Raw genomic sequence first — 19,623 nt, forward strand, 5'->3', positions numbered from 1 at the left:
GGGAGCCGCATTTTACCAGACCGCGTCCACAAGACGGCGTCTGCCGACAAAACACACTGCGCTGTTCGTGTCGCGCAAGTTGGTGCAAACTCTGCCAACGACGCGCCAACCAAAGCCAACATGCCACGATTTTATTGCCCGCTGCCGCTCGCCATCGGCGACCACATGACCTTGCCGGACGAGGTTGCCCATCACATTCAGGTGCTGCGGCTGCAAGCCGGCACGCCGGTCACCCTGTTCGATGGCAACGGCGGCGAATACACCGCGACCATCACGCTGCTGGAAAAAAAGCGCGTTTCCGTCGAGGTCAAGGCCTTTGCCCCCCGTTCGGTCGAACTGCCGTATGCCATTACCCTGGCCCAGGCATTGCCGGAAGCGGCGAAGATGGACTGGATCATCGAAAAGGCCGTCGAACTCGGTATTGCCGGCATCCAGCCGCTGGCCGCCCAACGTTGCGTCGTGCGGCTGTCGGCCGAGCGCGCGGAAAAACGGCAACAGCATTGGCAGGGCATCATCATTGCCGCGTCCGAACAAAGCGGACGCAACCGGCTGGCCCATCTGGCGCCGCTCAACGACTTCCAGCGCTGGATCGGGCAGCAGGACATGCATCGGCGCATCCTGCTCACCCCGCGCGCCGGGCAGACGCTGGCCGATTGGGCCAGGCACCAGCCGCCGCAATCCGTGACGCTGATGGTCGGGCCGGAAGGCGGCTTCAGCAATGACGAGGAATCGCTGGCGCTGGCCCATGGCGCGCTGGCGCTGTCGATGGGGCCGCGCGTGCTGCGCACCGAAACCGCCGCGCTGGCGGCACTGGCGACGCTCAGCACATGCTGGGGCGAAGCCTGAGCCGCCGCGACAAGGCGCGGGATGGGGCCGAATGCATCTATAATCAAAGGCTTTGCGACAGTTTCCCCCAATCGATCCTATGAAGGTATTTCGCGGTCTTCCCAATGCTGCCTCGCGCGCACCGTGCGCCCTGACCATCGGCAATTTTGACGGCGTGCATCGCGGCCACCAGACCCTGCTGGCACGCGTCACTTCAGCCGCAAAACAACTTGGCCTCGACTCGGCCGTGATGACGTTCGAACCCCATCCACGCGAGTACTTTGCGAGCCGGATGGGCGACCCGTCGAAAGCGCCCAGCCGCATCGCCAATCTGCGCGACAAGCTGCGCTCGCTGGCCGAGGCCGGGGTCGACCGCGTCGTCGTCGAGCACTTCAATGCGCATTTCGCCGCGCTGTCGCCGCAGCAGTTCGTCGAACAGGTGCTGGTCGAGGGACTGCATGTCAAATGGCTGATGATCGGCGAAGATTTCTGCTTCGGCGCGCGCCGTGCCGGCACGGCGGCGCTGCTGATCGAGGCCGGCCGGCAGCATGGTTTCACCGTCGAGGTCCTGCCCAATGTGCTCAACGCCGGCGCACGGATTTCCTCGTCCGGCGTGCGGGCAGCCCTGCAGCAGGGCGACTTCGCGCATGCCCGGCAGATGCTGGGACACCCCTATTCAATTTCAGGCCATGTCATCCACGGTAAAAAGCTCGGCCGCACGCTCGGCTTTCCGACCCTGAACCTGGCAGTCGCGCACAAGCATCCTGCCTTGAGCGGCATCTACATCGTGCAGGTGCATGGCCTGGCCGCGCAGCCGTTGCCGGCAGTCGCCAGCATCGGCGTGCGCCCGACGGTCGAAGACAGCGGCCGCGTGCTGCTCGAAACCCATGTCTTCGACTTCAACGAAAACTGCTACGGCAAGGTGATCCAGGTCGAATTCCTGGAAAAACTGCGCGACGAAGAAAAATATGTCGACCTGCCCACGCTGACTGCCGCGATTGCCCGCGACGCGGAAAACGCGCGCAGCTACTTTCGCCAGAAGGGCGACGTCGCCCTGTCCGCCACCGACCGAATTTGACGCCCTGATCCCGCCGTTCGACGCGCCGCCATTTTTTCGCTATTCGCATCCCTTTTCAAAGAAATCCCATGTCCGATAACAAGCCCAGCAAACCGTCCGGCAAAGCGCCGGGCAAATACCCGGTCAACATGACCGAAACCCCGTTTCCGATGCGCGGCGACCTCGCCAAGCGCGAGCCGCAATGGATCAAGGCGTGGCAGGAAAAGAAGCTGTACCAACGCATTCGTAAAGCCGCCAAGGGGCGCCCGCTGTTCGTGCTGCACGATGGCCCGCCCTACGCCAACGGCGACATCCATATCGGCCACGCGGTCAACAAGGTGCTCAAGGACATCGTCGTCAAGACCCGTAATCTGGCCGGCTTCGACGCGCCGTACGTGCCGGGCTGGGATTGCCACGGCATGCCCATTGAAATCCAGATCGAGAAGCAGTTCGGCAAGAGCCTGCCAACGGCCGAGGTGCTGCAGAAATCGCGCGCCTACGCCAGCGTGCAGATCGAGCGGCAGAAGCTCGACTTCATCCGCCTCGGCGTGCTGGGCGAATGGGACAATCCGTACACCACGATGAATTTCCAGAACGAGGCCGACGAGCTGCGCGCGCTCGGCACGATCCTGAAAAAGGGTTACGTGTACCGCGGCCTGAAGCCGGTCAACTGGTGTTTCGATTGTGGTTCGGCACTGGCGGAAGCCGAAGTCGAATACGAAAACAAGCGCGACCCGGCCATCGATGTCGGCTTTGCATTCGCGCAGCCCGAAAAAATCGCCGCGGCATTCGGCCTGGCCACACTGCCGACCGACCAGGGTTATTGCGTCATCTGGACCACCACGCCGTGGACCATCCCGGCCAACCAGGCAATGAATGTGCATCCCGAGTTCGACTACGCGCTGGTGCAGACCGAGCGCAATGGCGCGCCGCTGCTGCTGATCCTGGCTGCCGATCTGGTCGAAGCCTGCCTGCTGCGCTATGGCCTGTCCGGAACAGTCATCGCCACTTGCAAGGGCGCGGCGCTGTCGCTGATCGCCTTCAGGCATCCGCTGGCCGACACCGATCCCGGCTACGACCGCCTGTCGCCGATCTACCTGGCCGAGTACGTGTCGCTCGAAACCGGCACCGGCATCGTGCATTCGTCGCCGGCCTATGGCGTGGACGACTTTTTATCCTGCCGCGCCCATGGCATGCGCGACGATGACATGCTCAATCCGGTCATGGGCGATGGCCGCTACGCATCGTGGCTGCCGTTCTTTGGCGGCATGACGATCTGGGAAGCCTCCAAGCCGATCTGCACCAAGCTCGATGAAGCCGGTGCGCTGTTCAAGCTGGTCATGATCGATCACAGCTACATGCATTGCTGGCGCCACAAGACGCCGATCATCTATCGCGCCACGTCGCAATGGTTCGCCGGCATGGATCGCACGCCGGTCGACGGCAGCGCCACGTTGCGCACAACCGCGCTGGCGGGCATCGAAGCGACCACGTTCTATCCGGCCTGGGGCAAGGCACGCCTGCACGGCATGATCGCCAACCGGCCTGACTGGACCCTGTCACGCCAGCGCCAATGGGGTGTGCCGATGGCGTTCTTCGTGCACAAGGAAAGCGGCGAGCTGCATCCGCGCACACCCGAACTGCTGGAGCAGATCGCGTTGCGCGTCGAGCAATCCGGCATCGAGGCCTGGCAGGCGCTGGACCCGAGAGACCTGCTCGGCGACGAAGCCGAGCACTACCTGAAGAACAAGGACACGCTGGATGTCTGGTTCGATTCCGGCAGCACCCATCAAACGGTGCTGCGCGGCTCGCATGCGGCGCAATCGCACTTCCCGGCCGACCTGTATCTGGAAGGTTCCGACCAGCATCGCGGCTGGTTTCATTCGTCGTTGCTGACCTCGTCGATGCTCAATGGCTGCGCGCCGTACAAGACGCTGCTGACGCACGGCTTCGTGGTCGATGGCGACGGCAAGAAAATGTCGAAATCGGTCGGCAATGTGATGGCGCCGCAAAAAGTGGTGGATACGCTGGGCGCTGACATTCTGCGCCTGTGGATTGGTTCGACCGACTATTCGGGCGAACTGTCGATCTCCGACGAAATCCTCAAGCGCGTCACCGAAAGCTATCGACGCATCCGCAACACGTTGCGCTTCCTGCTCGCCAATACGTCCGATTTCACGGCGATCACCGATGCCGTGCCGGTCGCCGACATGCTCGAGATCGACCGCTATGCCGTCGCCCGCATCGCGCAACTTCAGGATGAAATCCTGGCGCATTACGCGATCTATGAATTCCACCCGGTCACCTCGAAACTGCAGATGTACTGTTCCGAAGATCTCGGCGGGTTCTATCTCGATGTGCTCAAGGACCGGCTCTACACGGCGGGCGTGCATTCCCATGCGCGACGCTCGGCGCAGTCGGCCATCTGGCACATCACGCAGGCGCTGTTGCGCCTGATGGCGCCGATTCTGTCGTTCACCGCTGAAGAAGCCTGGGCCGCCTTCGCCGACCCGGTGGCATTCAGCGCCAGCGATGAAACCATCTTCACCCATACCGCCTACCTGTTGCCAGCGGTGGCCGACGCCGACGCCTTGCTGGCGCGCTACGCGGCATTGCGCGAAATCCGCACCGAGGTCTCCAAGCAACTGGAAGAAGTGCGCATCGCCGGCGCGATCGGGTCATCGCTGCAAGCCGAAGTCACGCTCAGCGCCAGCGGCGACAAGTTTGATCTGCTGGCCAGCCTCGGCGACGATTTGCGCTTTGTGCTGATCACCTCACAGGCCAGCGTCAGCAAGGCCGCCACCGCAAATGACGAAGCCATCGTGGTCACGCCATCAAGCGCGCCAAAATGTGACCGCTGCTGGCACTATCGTGCTGACGTCGGTCATGATGCAGCGCATCCGGAACTGTGTGGCCGTTGCACCGCCAACCTGTTCGGCGCCGGCGAACCACGCAGCTTTGCCTGAACCCACACCTGTCAACCCAACTCAATTCATACATGGCCACCAAAAATCGCTTTTCTACCAAACCCAGCAGCGGCATCGGTCCTTGGCTGGGGATTGCCTCCATCGTCATCCTGATCGATCAGCTGACCAAGATCACGGTCGCCAAATTGCTCACCCATGGAGAAACCCGCCCGATCACCTCGTTTTTCGATCTGGTGCTGGCGCATAACAAGGGCGCCGCGTTCAGTTTCCTGGCGGCGGAATCCGGCTGGCAGCGTTACTTTTTTACCGGCCTCGGGATTGCGGCGGCGCTGTTCATCATTTATCTGCTGAAAAAAAATGCCGGACAGCGCTTGTTCTGCTGGGCGCTGGCGCTGATTCTCGGTGGCGCCATCGGCAATGTGATCGATCGCATCCTGTATGGTTACGTGATTGACTTTCTGGACGTGCACGTGGCGGGCTGGCATTGGCCGGCGTTCAACGTCGCAGACAGCGCAATTTGCGTCGGCGCCGTCATGTTCGTTCTCGATGAACTGCGTCGCGTCAACAAATAGGGAGCTGCGCCATGCTTGATCTCGCGGGGAAACGCATCGTACTTGGGCTTACCGGCGGCATCGCCTGCTACAAGGCCGCTGAACTGACACGCGGATTGATCAAGGCTGGCGCCAGCGTGCAGGTGGTGATGACGGATGCCGCAACCCACTTCATCACGCCGGTGACCATGCAGGCGCTGTCAGGCCAGCCGGTCCATACCGATCAATGGGATGCGCGCATCGCCAACAACATGGCGCATATTGACCTGACCCGCACGGCCGATGCGATTCTGATCGCGCCCTGCTCGGCCGATTTCATGGCAACGCTGGCGCGCGGCGGCTGCACCGACCTGCTGTCGACAATGTGCCTGGCGCGGCCGTCGATGCTGCCATTGATGGTCGCTCCGGCGATGAACGTCGAAATGTGGCAAAACCCGGCGACCCAGCGCAACGTGCGTCAACTGAAGGACGACGGCATCATGGTGCTCGGTCCGGATGCCGGCGAACAGGCGTGCGGTGAAACCGGGATGGGCCGCATGCTCGAAGCCGTGCAATTGGTCGAGGAAATGGTGGCCGCGTTTCAGCCAAAATCGCTGCGCGGAAAACAGGTAATGATCACCGCAGGTCCCACCTTCGAGCCGATCGATCCGGTGCGCGGCATCACCAACCTGTCGTCCGGAAAAATGGGCTACGCGCTGGCGCGTGCTGCGCGCGAAGCCGGCGCCGATGTCACGCTGGTATCCGGACCGACCGCGCTGGCCACACCCGCCGGTGTACAGCGCATTAACGTGCAAACCGCGCAGCAGATGTTTGATGTGGTCATGTCGCGCGTGACCGGGCAGGACGTGTTCATTGCGGTGGCCGCCGTGGCGGACTGGCGGGTTGTCAACGCCAGCGAGCAGAAGCTGAAAAAATCCGCCGAGGGCGGGCTGCCCGCGCTGGTTTTCGCCGCCAATCCCGACATCCTGGCGACGGTTGCCGCCTTGCCGCAAGCGCCCTACTGTGTCGGCTTTGCCGCCGAGTCGGAGCAGCTGCTCAAATACGGCAAGGCCAAGCGGGCCGCAAAAAACATCCCGCTGTTGATCGGCAATATCGGTCACCACACCTTCGGCATGGACGAGAACGAACTGGTGCTGTTCGATGCGGACGGTCAGATCCAGTTTCCGCACGCGCACAAGCAAACCCTGGCGCGCCAGCTGATCACCGCCATCAGCGAGCGACTCGCTCCTGCTTCCTGACCTTTCACCGCGAACCTGCACATGACTCCCAAAACCATCGATATCAAGATCCTCGACCCGCGCATGCAGGAGCAGTTGCCCGTTTATGCCACCGCTGGCAGCGCCGGCCTGGACCTGCGCGCCTGTCTCGACGCACCGCTGACAATCCAGCCGGGCGAGACACATCTGATCCCGACCGGACTGGCGATCCACATTGGCGACCCCGGTTACGCGGCCATGATCCTGCCGCGCAGCGGGCTGGGTCACAAGCACGGCATTGTGCTGGGGAACTTGGTTGGCTTGATTGACTCGGACTATCAGGGACAATTGATGGTGTCGACATGGAACCGCGGTCAAACCGAATTCACACTCAATCCGATGGAACGACTTGCCCAGCTCGTCATCGTGCCGGTGATGCAGGTTGCCTTCCGCGTCGTTGACGATTTTGCGGGCAGCGAGCGCGGCGATGGCGGTTTTGGCAGCACCGGAAAACAATAAGGAAAATCCATGCAAGGTGTCGTTAAACGAAACAAACAACCGGTTCGGTCGCTTCTGGCGGTCAGCATGCTGGCCATGGTATTTGCCGGTTGCGCGACCCAGTCGCCAGCACCTGACAAGCAGTCGGAATCCACGTCGGCAGCAGACGCCGTCACCCCGGTCGTTACTGCCCCCAGTCCTGAAGACGAGGTATTGCGCCAACTGGTGACGTTGCAGGACAGACTGGACCGCGTTGCGGCGCCTTTGCTGGTCAACAATCCGGAGCTCTGCAAAGGCAATGCACGCCGCTTGCTCGGGTTCACTGCCAAGACCAAATATTCGTACTCCGCCGAGCTGACCGTCGCCGCACAAAAACTGTTTCAACTGGATGAGCGGCTGAAGGTCACCGGCGTCCTGCCGGGCAGCGGCGCAGCGCGGGTTGGCGTTACGCCCGGCGACGGACTCGTCGCGGTGGATGACAAACCGCTGCCACAGGGACCCAATGCGGAACGTCTGGCAGCGGCGATCTTGGCGCCGATGGTGAACGGCCGCAACAAGGTCAACCTGACCGTTCTGCGCAACGGCAAAACCGTCGTGCTCGATGTGCCGTTGACATTGGCGTGTGCATTCCGCGTCGAACTGGGCAACAACGATACGGTCAACGCCTACGATGATGGCCATCGCGTGCTGATCACGCGCGGCATGCTGAAGTTCGTCAAATCCGACGCCGAACTGAGCTATGTACTTGCACGCGAACTGGCCCACAATGCGCTCGCCCATCCGGTCCGCTTGCGCAGCGTCGCGACCAACGCCGGCGTCATCGACAACCTGATCAGGATCAAGCCTGATCTGGCAACGATGACCGGGACCGCTGGCATCAAGCCGTACTCCCAGGAAATCGACGCTGCCGCGGACATGACCGCCCTGTACATGATTGCGCGTGCCGGCTATCCGATCGACGGCGTCAACGGATTCTGGCAACGCCTGGCGACGCAATATCCCGCGTCGGTGCTCAATGGCTATACCGCGCTGCATCCGTCGACCGCATTCCGTATCGCTGCAATCGACCGAACCGTGGCTGAGATCAAGTCCAAGCAAACCAACGGAAAAACGCTGCTGCCATAATCATTTGCGCAAAAAAAAAGCCCGGGTCCTTCGCAGGAACCGGGCTTTTTTGCGTCACCGTCGTCTATTCGACTTCGAGTGTCTCTTGCGGCGAGCTTGGCGGGGCACTGTCGCCCTCGGTGAAATCGAGCTTGATCTGGTCTTTCTCGTCCAGATCAACCATCACCTTGCCGCCATTGACGAGCTTGCCGAACAACAGCTCGTCAGCCAGCGCCTTGCGGATCATGTCCTGGATCAGGCGCGCCATCGGACGTGCACCCATCAGCGGGTCAAAGCCTTTTTTGCCGAGGAACTTGCGCAGATTCTCGGTGAAGATCGCTTCGACCTTCTTCTCGTGCAGCTGCTCTTCCAGCTGCATCAGGAACTTGTCGACCACGCGCAGAATGATTTCTTCGTTGAGTGCGCCAAAGCTGATGATCGAGTCGATCCGGTTGCGGAATTCAGGCGTAAACATCCGCTTGATATCGGCCATCTCGTCGCCGGCTTCCTTCTTGTCGGTGAACCCGATCGAACGCTTCTGCAGACTTTCCGCGCCGGCGTTGGTCGTCATGATGATGATCACATTGCGGAAATCCGCCTTGCGGCCATTGTTGTCGGTCAGCGTGCCGTGGTCCATCACCTGCAGCAGGATATTGAAGATGTCCGGATGGGCCTTTTCAATCTCGTCAAGCAGCAGCACTGCATGCGGCTTCTTGGTGATCGCTTCGGTCAGCAAGCCGCCCTGATCGAATCCAACATAGCCCGGCGGCGCGCCAATCAACCGGCTCACTGCATGACGCTCCATGTACTCCGACATATCGAAGCGGATCAGCTCGATCCCGAGGGTAAACGCCAATTGCTTGGCCACTTCGGTCTTGCCGACACCCGTCGGTCCGGAGAACAGGAACGAGCCAATCGGCTTGTCGGTCTTGCCGAGACCGGCGCGCGCCATCTTGATGGCCGAGGCCAACGCTTCGATTGCCGGCTCCTGCCCGAACACGACGTTCTTCAGATCGCGTTCGATCGTCTGCAGCTTGCTGCGATCGTCCTGATTGACCGATTGCGGTGGAATGCGCGCGATCTTCGCAATGATGTCTTCGATCTCGGCCTTGCCAATGGTCTTCTTCTGCTTCGACTTCGGCAGGATGCGTTGCGCCGCGCCAGCCTCGTCGATCACGTCAATCGCCTTGTCCGGCAAATGACGGTCATTGATGAAGCGCGCCGCCAGTTCGGCAGCAGTGGTCAGCGCAGAGGCCGAATACTTGATGCCATGATGTTCTTCGAAGCGCGATTTCAGGCCGCGCAGAATCTGAACGGTTTGCTCGACGGTCGGCTCGTTGACATCGACTTTCTGAAACCGGCGTGACAGGGCATGGTCTTTTTCAAACACACCGCGGTACTCGGTATACGTCGTGGCGCCGATGCATTTCAACTGACCGCTCGACAACGCAGGCTTGAGCAGATTCGAGGCATCCAGCGTCCCGCCGGAAGCCGCGCCGGCGCCGATGATGGTATGGATTTCATCGATGAACAGGATGCCGTTCGGGCTGTCCTTGAGCTGTTTGAGCACCGCTTTCAGACGCTGTTCGAAATCGCCCCGGTACTTGGTCCCGGCCAGCAGCGCGCCCATGTCGAGCGAATACACGACCGCATCCTGCAGGATTTCCGGCACGTCCTTTTGCGTAATGCGCCATGCCAGGCCCTCGGCAATCGCCGTCTTGCCGACGCCGGCTTCACCAACCAGCAGCGGATTGTTCTTGCGACGACGGCACAGGGTTTGCACCACACGCTCGAGCTCGGCTTCGCGACCGATCAGTGGATCGATCTTGCCTTCGGCGGCCAGCTTGTTGAGGTTCTGCGTAAACTGGTCTAGCGGACTTTCCTTTTGCTGACCTTCCATCGGGGCTTCTTCGCCGCCCTCCGGTGCCTTTTGCGGATCGGCCTGCTGATCCTTACGCACACCGTGCGAGATGAAGTTTACGACGTCCAGACGCGTGACGCCCTGCTGGTGCAGGTAGTACACCGCATGCGAATCCTTTTCGCCGAAGATCGCCACCAGCACGTTCGCGCCGGTGACTTCCTTCTTACCGTTCGAGGCGGACTGCACATGCATGATCGCGCGCTGAATCACCCGCTGGAATCCCAGCGTGGGTTGCGTATCGACCTCGCTGGCACCAGGCACGGTCGGCGTGTTGTCGGTGATGAAGTTGGTCAGCGTCTTGCGCAGATCTTCAACGTTCACCGCGCAGGCACGCAATACCTCTGCCGCGGACGGGTTATCCACCAGTGCCAGCAGCAAATGCTCAACCGTGATGAACTCGTGGCGCGCTTGCCGTGCTTCAACAAACGCCATATGTAGACTGACTTCCAGTTCCTGCGCAATCATGCTTCCTCCATCACGCATTGCAGGGGGTGCCCTGCTTTTCTCGCGTGGGTTAAAACCAGCTCAACTTTTGTGGACGCAATATCCTTGGGGTACACGCCGCACATCCCTTTGCCATCTCGATGCACCATCAGCATGATCTGTGTGGCGGTCTCGCGATCCTTATTGAAATACTCCTGGATGATGGCCACGACAAATTCCATCGGGGTGTAATCATCATTGAGCAAATACACGTGATACATCGGTGGCGGCTTGAGCTTTTGCTCTTGCCGAACCAGTACGGTACCGTTTTCATGCTTGGTTGCCATGCGTCTGTCTAAATTCCTTCAACTTCTACTGCATTGTGATTCCGAAAACGGAGTGGCGACTGCCCTGCTTTGATATTACGCGCTTTCACGGTAGGACGCAGGTGGCGCTCTCACCTAAAAATTCAAGAGTGTTTTATTACCGCAACTAAAGTTAGCATCACGAATGCACCGTCCAATCCCGGTTTGTGCCCGGGCGCAAACCATATTCAAACATGCCGTCCGGGAGGGGGAAAAATCTTGACTTCTTTATTTTTTCCGAGAACAATGAACTTTATTGACGGATCAATCTGTTGAAGAACCGTCAATATGAAGAGAGCAAGTTTTAAGAGGGGGCAGCATTACGCCAGGCTTCTTGCTTTTACGGCTCGTGTGATTATGCATACTAGAGAGACGCTTTTATGGCAACAGGTACAGTCAAGTGGTTTAACGACTCCAAGGGCTTCGGATTCATCACTCCGGATGACGGCGGCGAAGATTTGTTCGCACATTTTTCCGCTATCCAGATGAATGGTTTCAAGACCCTGAAAGAAGGTCAAAAAGTACAGTTCGAAGTCACGCAGGGCCCTAAAGGCAAGCAAGCTTCAAACATTCAGGCTCCGTAATTTTCGGATCAGGAAGCACACGGAAAAACCCCGCACTGCGGGGTTTTTTTTATGAGTGTGCTTGCCCCCGCCGTTTCTCAATCCCACTCACGCGACATCCTTCGTGCCATGAATCTCAGGCAAAGAATCATTTTGTTCGCCGTCGTCCCGCTGATCATGGCGCTGGGGGCGATTGCTGCCGCCGTCTGGCATCAGGCGGCGCTGCTCGCACAACAACAACGCAGCTCCATCGAATCGGCCTATCTCAGCAGCAAGGAAGCCGAGCTGCGTCACTACGTCACGCTGGCGACGCGCTCGATCGAGGCCATCTACAACTCGGGGAGACAGGACACTGCGGCGCGTGACGAAGCAAAACGAATTCTGGCCAAGCTGGATTATGGCGACGATGGCTATTTCTTTGTGTATGACATGGACGGCACCAATCTGGTCCACCCGCGCCAGCCAGAATTGGTAGGCCGCAATTTGTGGGAACTGCGTGACATCGAGGGCACCCCGACCATCCAGCGCCTGCTTTCGCGCGCCCGCCATGGCGGTGGGATCGAGCGCTATTTGTGGGAAAAACCGTCGACGCACAAGGTCGTCCCCAAACTCGGCTACGTCGTCAGCCTGCCGCGCTGGGGCTGGATGATGGGCACCGGCATCTATCTTGATGATGTCGATGCGGCCGTCAACAAGGTGGACGTGCAAATTTCACGCAACATTCGCAACACCATGCTGTGGATCTCCGCCATCGCGGTTGCCGGCGTGTTGCTGATCGCGCTGTCGGCTGTGGTATTCAATTTCACCGAGTACCGGGTTGCCGACGCCAAGCTGAAGGTACTGGCGCAGCGCGTGGTGCATTCGCAAGAGCAGGAGCGGGCGCGACTGTCGCGCGACCTGCATGATGGCATCAGCCAATGGCTGGTGTCGATCAAGTTACAGGTCGAATCCGGCATTGCCAAGCTGGCGGCGGCACCGGCACAGGCCGAGTCCGCGCGTCGCTCGTTCGATAACGCGGCGCGTCAACTCAATGACGTGCTTGGCGAAGTACGACGCATCTCGCATGATCTGCGGCCGGCGCTGCTTGACGATCTTGGCCTGGCGGCTGCACTGGAGCACCTGACCCGCGAATTTTCCAATCACGCGCACTTGCCAGTGGAGTTTATCGAAGAAGGCGATTTTGAGAAGCTGTCGGAAGCGCGCAAGACAGTCCTGTTTCGTATCGCCCAGGAAGCACTGACGAACATCAAGCGACATGCGCGGGCCTCCCGTGTAAACTTGCGCCTGGTTGGCACTTCCGAAAAGATCCAGATGTTTATTTCAGATGATGGCTGCGGCTTCGACCTGGCGCGAATTGCCGAAAGTCCCAAGCGCGGCATCGGGTTGCGCAACATGCAAGAGCGCATCGATGCCGTTGGCGGGACATTGCAACTGTCGTCGTCTGCGGATGGCACCGGCCTCATTGCTACCGTACCGCATGGTTGATATCCAATGAGCAAACCAGCAACCGTGCGCATCCTGCTTGTCGACGACCATCCGCTGGTGCGTGACGGCTTGCGTGCGCGGCTGGAAACCATCCCCCATTTCGAGATAACGGCAGAAGCCAGCGGCGCGCCAGATGCACTGCACCACGCAGCGAATCAGCCATTTGATCTTGCCTTGATGGACATCAATCTTGCCGGCATGAATGGCATCGAGCTCACCGCCCAGCTTCGTCGCAAGTACCCGTCGATTGCCGTGCTGATGCTGAGCATGCACGACAAGCCCGAGTACGTCATGCAGGCCATCGAGGCTGGCGCGCGTGGTTATGTGCTCAAGGACGCACCTGCCATCGACATCATTGCGGCGATCGACGCGGTCATGTCAGGCGAGGTCTACTTCAGCGCCGCCGTGGCGCGTCACATGGAATCTGAATCCCAGCAGATGTCGATACTGACGCCGCGCGAAAATGGCGTTCTGCTGTCCATCGCAACCGGAAAATCGAACAAGCACATTGCGCGGGAGCTGAACCTGAGTGTTCGTACCGTGGAAACCCATCGGCTCAACATCAAGCGCAAGCTTAGCATCGAAGGTCAGGCAGATTTGATTCGCTACGCCATTGCGCACCGCCAGTTGAAGTGAACGCGCAATGAAAAAAGCCAGTCGCTTGCGGGACTGGCTTTGCATTGCGCCGACATTGCCGGCGCGGCGAATTGCAATTACATGTTTTCGATCATCACGTCGCCGAAACCGGAACACGATACCTGGGTAGCGCCTTCCATCAGGCGCGCGAAATCGTACGTGACCTTCTTGGAGGCGATCGAATTTTGCATCGACGAGATGATCAGGTCGGCTGCCTCGAGCCAGCCCATGTGACGCAGCATCATCTCGGCCGACAGGATCAGCGAGCCCGGATTCACATAGTCCTTGCCGGCATACTTCGGTGCGGTGCCATGCGTGGCTTCGAACATCGCGATCGAATCCGACAGGTTGGCGCCCGGAGCAATCCCGATACCACCCACTTGTGCGGCCAGTGCATCGGAGATGTAATCGCCGTTCAGGTTCAACGTGGCGATCACGCTGTATTCGGCCGGGCGCAGCAGGATCTGCTGCAGGAACGCATCGGCAATCGAATCCTTGACCATGATCTCGCGACCGGTCTTCGGATTCTTGAATTTGCACCATGGGCCACCGTCGATGAGCTCCGCACCGAATTCTTTTTGCGCCAGCGCATAGGCCCAGTCACGGAAGCCGCCTTCGGTGTACTTCATGATGTTGCCCTTGTGGACAATCGTCACTGAAGGCTTGTCATTGTCGATGGCGTACTGGATTGCCTTGCGCACCAGGCGCTCGGTGCCTTCGCGCGACACCGGCTTGATGCCGATGCCCGACGTTTCCGGAAAGCGGATTTTCTTGACGCCCATTTCATTGATCAGGAACGCGATCAGCTTCTTCGCGCCCTCGGAGCCTTCCTGCCACTCGATGCCGGCGTAGATGTCTTCCGAGTTCTCGCGGAAGATCACCATGTCGGTTTTTTCCGGCTCCCGCACTGGCGATGGCACGCCCTTGAAATAACGCACCGGACGCAAGCACACATACAGGTCGAGTTCCTGGCGCAGCGCCACGTTCAGCGAACGAATGCCGCCGCCAACCGGGGTGGTCAATGGTCCCTTGATCGAAACGACGAAATCCTTCAAGGCGTGGAGGGTTTCTTCCGGCAGCCAGACATCCGGGCCATACACGCGGGTCGATTTTTCACCAGCGAAAATTTCCATCCAGCTGATCTTGCGCTCGCCGCCATAGGCTTTTGCCACCGCTGCATCGATGACCTTGATCATGACCGGGCTGATATCAATTCCGGTGCCATCGCCTTCGATGTAAGGCACGATCGGATTGTTTGGTACATTCAACGAAAAATCGGCATTGACAGTGATTTTTTTGCCTTCAGCAGGCACTTTGATATGTTGATACATCGATGTCTCCAATACGGGGCGAAAGAAGGTGAAACCAGATTGCGCAGCAGGGCAGCGCAAAATTCAAGTCTTATATAAGACATAAGACAACGTTTCGTATTATGCACGCATATTTTACTGGATGCCACGGCTTTCCGACACCGAGAATGTTCGGCGCCGGGCTGGAAGGGCGGCTAGAATCGCCGCGAGACTCCTTTTCATGACCACGATTGCGCCAGATGGCCCTCATTCTTTTCAATAAGCCCTATCTTGTATTGTGTCAGTTCTCGCCGCAGGACGGACGCGAATCGCTGGCCGATTACCTCGACATGCCCGGCATTTATCCGGCCGGACGTCTCGATGCCGACAGCGAGGGACTGATGTTGTTGACCGACGATGGAAAATTGCAGCACGCGATCAGCCACCCTGACCGCAAGCAAGCCAAGACCTATCTGGCACAAGTCGAGGGCATTCCGGATAGCGCCGCACTGAATCGTTTGCGGGCCGGCGTCGATCTCGGCGATTTCATCACGCAGCCCTGCCGCGCAAGCGAAGTCGCCGCGCCCCAATGGCTGTGGCCACGCGATCCACCGATCCGGGAACGCGCCGCCACGCCCACCCGCTGGCTGGCGCTGACCATTACGGAAGGGAAAAATCGTCAGGTACGCCGCATGACGGCCGCAGTTGGCTTGCCGACGCTGCGCCTGATTCGCGTTGCGATTGGCCCGTTTTCACTGGAGAGCCACCCGCTGCTGCCAGGCGAAGCCCGGCCGGTGGAGGCGACGGCATTTCGGGAGAACCGGTAGTCCTCTCAGAACGGCAGGAACTTCATGTCGAAGACCCGCTCAACCAGCCATCCTGCTGCCAGAATGGCAATCAGGATTGACCCGCCAAGCAGGATCGCGCGTCGATACAAGGTCGTCCGGCGCAAATAGAACGCCAGCGGCAGGAACACGGCGACAATGGCCATCTGCCCGGTCTCCACCCCAAGGTTGAATCCCACCAGCGCGAGCACCAGGGCGCTTTTCGGCAAGCCGAGATCGGTCAGTACGCTGGCGAATCCAAAGCCATGGATCAACCCGAACAGAAATGCCATCACCCAGCGCCGCTCGCGGAACAGCGGATAGATATTGTTGAGCGCGGCGACCACGACCGAAGCGGCAATGGTCGACTCGACCCAGCGCGACGGCAGGCTGATGACACCCAGCGTCGCGAGCGTGAGCGTGATCGAATGCGCCAGCGTGAACGCCGTGACAATTTTCAATACGGACCATAGCGCCGGTTTGAAGGCATCGACCGCCTGCCAGGTTTGCTCGCGCCGCACCACCACCGCCGGCAGCAGCAGCGCCAGCAAAAAGAGAATGTGGTCGAAACCAATCCAGATATGCCAGACGCCTTCACGGCCGTAATCGACAAATTGTCGAATCCGGCTCGGTTGCGTGAGCTTGAATTGCTGGGTGGCTTTGTCCGGGCTGAAAATTGCGGTGCTTGACTGGCCCTGATACATCAGCTGCAGCAAGCCCTTGTGCTGCGGGTCGATATCGAAGAACAGTGCGTAACGCGCCTGCAGTTCGCTGACCGTGTCGGCACAGAGGGCCCGAAAGCGCAGGACCACATAGGCACCATCGGTATGGTCGTCGATCAGGTGCTCGGTCACCGCGGCTGGGCAGGATTTTCCGCCAGCTTGCAGTTGCAGGCGCGCCATCGCATAGGCATCGATCTCGCTCTGCCTTGCCCGCACTTCACCCCACGTGATCGCGGCGTCGCCGTTGGCATCGAGTCCGATCGCAAAGTCCAGATCCCGCAGCGCGATATCCCACTGGCCGGTCACCGATTGGCCTTCCACGACAAGATTGAGGTAGCTGTCACTTGGCTTGTGGGCGTGCGCCGCAACGCAGGCGCAAAGAAGCAAGCAGCAAAGGATCAGGTGCTTCATGCTGCACCCCCGCGCAGTTGCCGGGCCAGGCCGAGCAATTTGCGGTCTTCGATCCCGCTTTCTTTCAGCCACGCCAGCACGGGTGCTGCCGCCGCAGGTTGCCGGGCTGCCAGCGCGGCTTCGAGCACAATGCGGGCATCGCGCGGCTCGCGCTGGACCTTCCAGTTTTCCAGCGCCAGGCGCAACGCTTTGCCCGGATCATTCTCGACCGCCAGCGCAAAGCGGGCCTCCTCCTGCTGATGGACGGTATCGCCACGCAATTGCGCCGCCGCATAGCGCGCCGCCAGCGTCTCCTCGCGCATCCGCGCCGTCGGCAATTTCAACGCGCGCTCGGCAAACACCAGGCGCAGCAACAAGACGTCGGAACGGGTCCGGTCTTTCAGTAGTGCGACCACCTCGGCCGGACGTTGGTGGTCCAGCAACAGATCGGCGTAGGCCGCCAGCAGAAAGGTATCTTGAATATTGAGCGCAACGGCGCTCTTGAAGTGCTGCTCGGCGAGATCGATCTTGTCCAGCCGCTGCGCCAGTTCGGCCAGGCGGATCAGAACCCAGAGACGCTCGTCCGGCCGGGCTTCGGGATGGCGCGCCAGGGCGGCAGTGAGGGTCGCGTAGGCGCTCGCCGCCTTGCCAGTCAGGCCATCCACCATGGCTTCGCAGCCGGTCGCGATGACTTCATCGGTCAAGGTTCGTAACGCGACACAATCGATTCGCACCAAGGCATAGCGCGCCTGCACCATATCGATGGTGGCGCGCAGCGCACGTGCCTGGGCGTGCTCCGGATGCCGCGCGAGGATATTGTCGAGATCGCTCATCGCACCCACGAAGTTGTGGTTGAACTGGGCCAGCGAGGCGCGCATGACGTGAATGTCCAATGGCGGTTCCGGCATGTCCCACCACGGCGCCAGGGCCGCCTGCGCATAGCCGATATAGCGCGGATCACCCTCCTCGGCGACCAGGCCGTAATACCGCTGTGCCAGTTTGAGGGCAGCCGCTTCGTCCTTCGGATTGCTGCGCAGCGCGGCGCGAAGTACCGACATCTCGCGGGCAATCGGATCGTTTGGCCGAAATGGCAACCGTTCGAGAACGATTGCATCGGAAGCAGGAACCCGTGGGAGCGCCAGCGCAACCGGCGCGACGGACAATGACAACAAACCTGCAAGAAGCAGCGCACGACAACAAGGCATCGCAAGGTCCAAAGGAAGGGTTCAGCGCAAACGTCGCCGACGACAGCAATCGAAAAGAGCAGAAATGATAACTGGCGTTTGGCGATCCCGCCGAAGTTAATCCGGCGACGCGCGAGGCAAGCTTCCCGGTGCCGGAGCAGGAACGGATGGCGGGAAAGTCGCCACCGTGCAATTTCTTTACAAACCCTGTCAACGAACCGGGGAACACACCGTTACTTACATGATTCATTCGAATCGCCGACTATTAACGTATCAATGTGAGGAACAATAAAATGAAAAACCTGATCGCTGCTTTGGTTGCTGGCCTGTTCGCTGTTTCATCGTTCGCTGCCAGCCACACTGCTGCGCCAGCTGCTCCAGCTGCACCTGCCGCCGCCGCTGCACCTGCTGCCGCACCAGCTGCTGGTGCAATGGCAGATGCGCCAAAAGCCAAAAAAGCAAAAAAAGCCAAGAAAGCCAAAAAAGCAGTGAAAGAAGAAGCGCCAATGGCACCAGCAGCCAAGTAATTTGCTGTTAAGCTGTAGCGCAGAGGCAGGATTATCCTGCCTTTTTTTATGCCCGAATGCTTTTCAACTCTACTTGATGAATCTGACTTTACCCATGAACCCATCCCGTTTTACATTGCGCACATTGGTGCTGGCTGCGGCTCTTTTGATGTCGCCGTTTTCCCAGGCCCAGCAAGCCGCCCAATTCAAGGTCACCTCCCTGTCGGCTGGCATTCATTTGATCAAGGCAGAGGTTGCAGCGACCGAAGCAGAGCGCGAACAAGGATTGATGTTCCGCGAAAAAATGGGCCCGAATGAAGGCATGATCTTTTTGTTTGGCGCGCCGGCCGGTGTCTGCATGTGGATGAAGAACACGTTGCTGCCGCTGTCGGTTGCCTTCCTCGACGACAATGGAAAAATTGTCAACATCGAAGACATGAAGCCGCAAACCACGGATTCGCATTGCGCACTCAAGCCGATCCGCTACGCGCTGGAAATGAATCTGGGCTGGTTCAAGCAGAAGAACATCAAGCCTGGGATGGTTATCGACGGCCTGCCGCGCGACCGCTAAGCAGCACCATGTCGACTTTTAGCGTCGACATGACTCTCGATTCTCCGGACCACAAAAAACCCGCCTGACACAATCAGACGGGTTTGATTTTTTCACCCACACCTGCGACCTCAGTCGCAGAAACACCCTGCCGGCAAATTAAGCCAAGGCTTTCAGAGCGGCTGCCATGCGGCTTTTGTGCCGTGCTGCCTTGTTCTTGTGGATGATTTTCTTGTCGGCGATACGATCGATGGTTGAGATCGAAGTCTGGAACACTTGCGTTGCTACCGCTTTGTCGCCGCCTTCGATGGCTTTGCGAATGGCCTTGATGGCCGTGCGCAAGGTCGAACGCTGGCTCGAATTATGGGCGTTTTGCTTGACAGCTTGACGGGCGCGCTTGCGCGCTTGTGCGGTATTTGCCATGAATGATATTTCCTAAATCGTAGTCAAATTGCGTTCTCAAGGACGCAGGTGTGGGACAGAATTCTGTGAAGTCGCGTAGTGTATCGGCTTTTGCCAAAAAGGGCAAACAGATTCCCTTCCGTCAAGCCGCGCCATCTTATCGGCAACAGCACCCGCGCCGACAACTGCGCGGTGGCGCGAGGAA

Annotated in this window: 19 protein-coding genes; 13 read left to right on the forward strand and 6 right to left on the reverse strand. The window is 59.5% G+C overall.

Annotation, left to right across the window (positions count from 1 at the left end):
• The first annotated feature begins 120 nt into the window (after positions 1-120).
• From RCH09_RS07400 to RCH09_RS07430, 7 genes are all read left to right on the forward strand, one after another.
• The gene (locus RCH09_RS07400) at positions 121-846 is read left to right on the forward strand and encodes a 16S rRNA (uracil(1498)-N(3))-methyltransferase (RefSeq protein ID WP_326940421.1); all 726 of its coding nucleotides are present in this window, start codon (positions 121-123) and stop codon (positions 844-846) included.
• Between the two features lie 79 nt (positions 847-925).
• Positions 926-1,903 (forward strand): bifunctional riboflavin kinase/FAD synthetase, encoded by a 978-nt coding sequence (locus tag RCH09_RS07405; RefSeq protein WP_326940422.1) that lies wholly within the window; start codon positions 926-928, stop codon positions 1,901-1,903.
• A gap of 68 nt (positions 1,904-1,971) precedes the next feature.
• Positions 1,972-4,848, forward strand: coding sequence for an isoleucine--tRNA ligase (gene ileS, locus RCH09_RS07410; RefSeq protein ID WP_326940423.1), 2,877 nt, complete (start codon positions 1,972-1,974; stop codon positions 4,846-4,848).
• A 32-nt stretch (positions 4,849-4,880) separates the two neighbouring features.
• Positions 4,881-5,381: a signal peptidase II gene (lspA, locus tag RCH09_RS07415; RefSeq protein WP_326940424.1), complete on the forward strand. Its 501-nt coding sequence runs from the start codon at positions 4,881-4,883 to the stop codon at positions 5,379-5,381.
• Positions 5,382-5,392: 11 nt separating this feature from the next.
• Positions 5,393-6,598 (forward strand): bifunctional phosphopantothenoylcysteine decarboxylase/phosphopantothenate--cysteine ligase CoaBC, encoded by a 1,206-nt coding sequence (gene coaBC / locus RCH09_RS07420; RefSeq protein WP_326940425.1) that lies wholly within the window; start codon positions 5,393-5,395, stop codon positions 6,596-6,598.
• A 21-nt stretch (positions 6,599-6,619) separates the two neighbouring features.
• Positions 6,620-7,075, forward strand: a complete 456-nt coding sequence (dut, locus tag RCH09_RS07425; RefSeq protein ID WP_326940426.1) for a dUTP diphosphatase — start codon at positions 6,620-6,622, stop codon at positions 7,073-7,075.
• Positions 7,076-7,141: 66 nt separating this feature from the next.
• Complete coding sequence (locus RCH09_RS07430; protein ID WP_326940427.1) at positions 7,142-8,179, forward strand: M48 family metallopeptidase; 1,038 nt, start codon at positions 7,142-7,144, stop codon at positions 8,177-8,179.
• 64 nt (positions 8,180-8,243) lie between these two features.
• Here the strand turns inward: RCH09_RS07430 and clpA are convergent, their stop codons facing one another.
• Positions 8,244-10,544 carry an ATP-dependent Clp protease ATP-binding subunit ClpA gene (gene clpA / locus RCH09_RS07435; RefSeq protein WP_326940428.1) on the reverse strand — a complete coding sequence of 767 codons (2,301 nt, stop codon included), beginning with the start codon at positions 10,542-10,544 and terminating at the stop codon, positions 8,244-8,246.
• The gene (clpS, locus tag RCH09_RS07440) at positions 10,541-10,849 is read right to left on the reverse strand and encodes an ATP-dependent Clp protease adapter ClpS (protein ID WP_326940429.1); all 309 of its coding nucleotides are present in this window, start codon (positions 10,847-10,849) and stop codon (positions 10,541-10,543) included. The genes clpA and clpS overlap by 4 nt, the downstream gene beginning before the upstream one ends.
• A 398-nt stretch (positions 10,850-11,247) precedes the next feature.
• Between clpS and cspE the strand changes: the two genes are divergently transcribed.
• The 3 genes from cspE to RCH09_RS07455 all read left to right on the forward strand — a co-directional run bounded on the left by cspE (position 11,248) and on the right by RCH09_RS07455 (position 13,551).
• Positions 11,248-11,451, forward strand: a complete 204-nt coding sequence (gene cspE, locus RCH09_RS07445) for a transcription antiterminator/RNA stability regulator CspE (protein WP_009665919.1) — start codon at positions 11,248-11,250, stop codon at positions 11,449-11,451.
• 108 nt (positions 11,452-11,559) lie between these two features.
• Positions 11,560-12,915, forward strand: a complete 1,356-nt coding sequence (locus tag RCH09_RS07450; protein WP_326940430.1) for a cache domain-containing protein — start codon at positions 11,560-11,562, stop codon at positions 12,913-12,915.
• Positions 12,916-12,921: 6 nt separating this feature from the next.
• The gene (locus tag RCH09_RS07455) at positions 12,922-13,551 is read left to right on the forward strand and encodes a response regulator transcription factor (protein WP_326940431.1); all 630 of its coding nucleotides are present in this window, start codon (positions 12,922-12,924) and stop codon (positions 13,549-13,551) included.
• Between the two features lie 77 nt (positions 13,552-13,628).
• Here the strand turns inward: RCH09_RS07455 and icd are convergent, their stop codons facing one another.
• Positions 13,629-14,882 carry an NADP-dependent isocitrate dehydrogenase gene (icd, locus tag RCH09_RS07460; RefSeq protein WP_326940432.1) on the reverse strand — a complete coding sequence of 418 codons (1,254 nt, stop codon included), beginning with the start codon at positions 14,880-14,882 and terminating at the stop codon, positions 13,629-13,631.
• Between the two features lie 218 nt (positions 14,883-15,100).
• Between icd and RCH09_RS07465 the strand changes: the two genes are divergently transcribed.
• Positions 15,101-15,667, forward strand: coding sequence for a pseudouridine synthase (locus tag RCH09_RS07465; protein WP_326940433.1), 567 nt, complete (start codon positions 15,101-15,103; stop codon positions 15,665-15,667).
• 5 nt (positions 15,668-15,672) lie between these two features.
• On the opposite strand, the gene RCH09_RS07470 is transcribed toward RCH09_RS07465, so the two are convergent.
• A complete protein-coding gene (locus RCH09_RS07470; RefSeq protein WP_326940434.1) occupies positions 15,673-16,797 on the reverse strand; it encodes a HupE/UreJ family protein in 1,125 nt (374 codons plus the stop codon).
• On the reverse strand, positions 16,794-17,945 hold the full coding sequence (locus RCH09_RS07475; protein ID WP_326940435.1) for a hypothetical protein: 1,152 nt from the start codon (positions 17,943-17,945) through the stop codon (positions 16,794-16,796). Before RCH09_RS07475 ends, RCH09_RS07470 begins: the two co-directional genes overlap by 4 nt.
• 308 nt (positions 17,946-18,253) lie before the next feature.
• Here RCH09_RS07475 and RCH09_RS07480 point away from each other — a divergent pair, with 308 nt between their 5' ends.
• A complete protein-coding gene (locus RCH09_RS07480; protein WP_326940436.1) occupies positions 18,254-18,487 on the forward strand; it encodes a hypothetical protein in 234 nt (77 codons plus the stop codon).
• A gap of 94 nt (positions 18,488-18,581) precedes the next feature.
• Complete coding sequence (locus RCH09_RS07485; RefSeq protein ID WP_442785014.1) at positions 18,582-19,037, forward strand: DUF192 domain-containing protein; 456 nt, start codon at positions 18,582-18,584, stop codon at positions 19,035-19,037.
• A 138-nt stretch (positions 19,038-19,175) separates the two neighbouring features.
• Here RCH09_RS07485 and rpsT read toward each other — a convergent pair whose 3' ends face one another.
• Positions 19,176-19,439, reverse strand: a complete 264-nt coding sequence (gene rpsT, locus RCH09_RS07490) for a 30S ribosomal protein S20 (protein WP_326940437.1) — start codon at positions 19,437-19,439, stop codon at positions 19,176-19,178.
• Positions 19,440-19,623: the final 184 nt, after the last annotated feature.

This window comes from Actimicrobium sp. GrIS 1.19 (assembly GCF_035984655.1).
Classification (GTDB): Bacteria; Pseudomonadota; Gammaproteobacteria; order Burkholderiales; family Burkholderiaceae_D; genus Actimicrobium.

What these genes read in the sequence shown, in the direction of transcription:
- RCH09_RS07400 (WP_326940421.1), top strand. Translation starts at nt 121, where the DNA reads ATGCCACGATTTTATTGCCCGCTGCCGCTCGCCATCGGCGACCACATG.
- RCH09_RS07405 (WP_326940422.1), top strand. Translation starts at nt 926, where the DNA reads ATGAAGGTATTTCGCGGTCTTCCCAATGCTGCCTCGCGCGCACCGTGC.
- ileS (WP_326940423.1), top strand. Translation starts at nt 1,972, where the DNA reads ATGTCCGATAACAAGCCCAGCAAACCGTCCGGCAAAGCGCCGGGCAAA.
- lspA (WP_326940424.1), top strand. Translation starts at nt 4,881, where the DNA reads ATGGCCACCAAAAATCGCTTTTCTACCAAACCCAGCAGCGGCATCGGT.
- coaBC (WP_326940425.1), top strand. Translation starts at nt 5,393, where the DNA reads ATGCTTGATCTCGCGGGGAAACGCATCGTACTTGGGCTTACCGGCGGC.
- dut (WP_326940426.1), top strand. Translation starts at nt 6,620, where the DNA reads ATGACTCCCAAAACCATCGATATCAAGATCCTCGACCCGCGCATGCAG.
- RCH09_RS07430 (WP_326940427.1), top strand. Translation starts at nt 7,142, where the DNA reads ATGCTGGCCATGGTATTTGCCGGTTGCGCGACCCAGTCGCCAGCACCT.
- clpA (WP_326940428.1), bottom strand. Translation starts at nt 10,544, where the DNA reads ATGATTGCGCAGGAACTGGAAGTCAGTCTACATATGGCGTTTGTTGAA.
- clpS (WP_326940429.1), bottom strand. Translation starts at nt 10,849, where the DNA reads ATGGCAACCAAGCATGAAAACGGTACCGTACTGGTTCGGCAAGAGCAA.
- cspE (WP_009665919.1), top strand. Translation starts at nt 11,248, where the DNA reads ATGGCAACAGGTACAGTCAAGTGGTTTAACGACTCCAAGGGCTTCGGA.
- RCH09_RS07450 (WP_326940430.1), top strand. Translation starts at nt 11,560, where the DNA reads ATGAATCTCAGGCAAAGAATCATTTTGTTCGCCGTCGTCCCGCTGATC.
- RCH09_RS07455 (WP_326940431.1), top strand. Translation starts at nt 12,922, where the DNA reads ATGAGCAAACCAGCAACCGTGCGCATCCTGCTTGTCGACGACCATCCG.
- icd (WP_326940432.1), bottom strand. Translation starts at nt 14,882, where the DNA reads ATGTATCAACATATCAAAGTGCCTGCTGAAGGCAAAAAAATCACTGTC.
- RCH09_RS07465 (WP_326940433.1), top strand. Translation starts at nt 15,101, where the DNA reads ATGGCCCTCATTCTTTTCAATAAGCCCTATCTTGTATTGTGTCAGTTC.
- RCH09_RS07470 (WP_326940434.1), bottom strand. Translation starts at nt 16,797, where the DNA reads ATGAAGCACCTGATCCTTTGCTGCTTGCTTCTTTGCGCCTGCGTTGCG.
- RCH09_RS07480 (WP_326940436.1), top strand. Translation starts at nt 18,254, where the DNA reads ATGAAAAACCTGATCGCTGCTTTGGTTGCTGGCCTGTTCGCTGTTTCA.
- RCH09_RS07485 (WP_442785014.1), top strand. Translation starts at nt 18,582, where the DNA reads ATGAACCCATCCCGTTTTACATTGCGCACATTGGTGCTGGCTGCGGCT.
- rpsT (WP_326940437.1), bottom strand. Translation starts at nt 19,439, where the DNA reads ATGGCAAATACCGCACAAGCGCGCAAGCGCGCCCGTCAAGCTGTCAAG.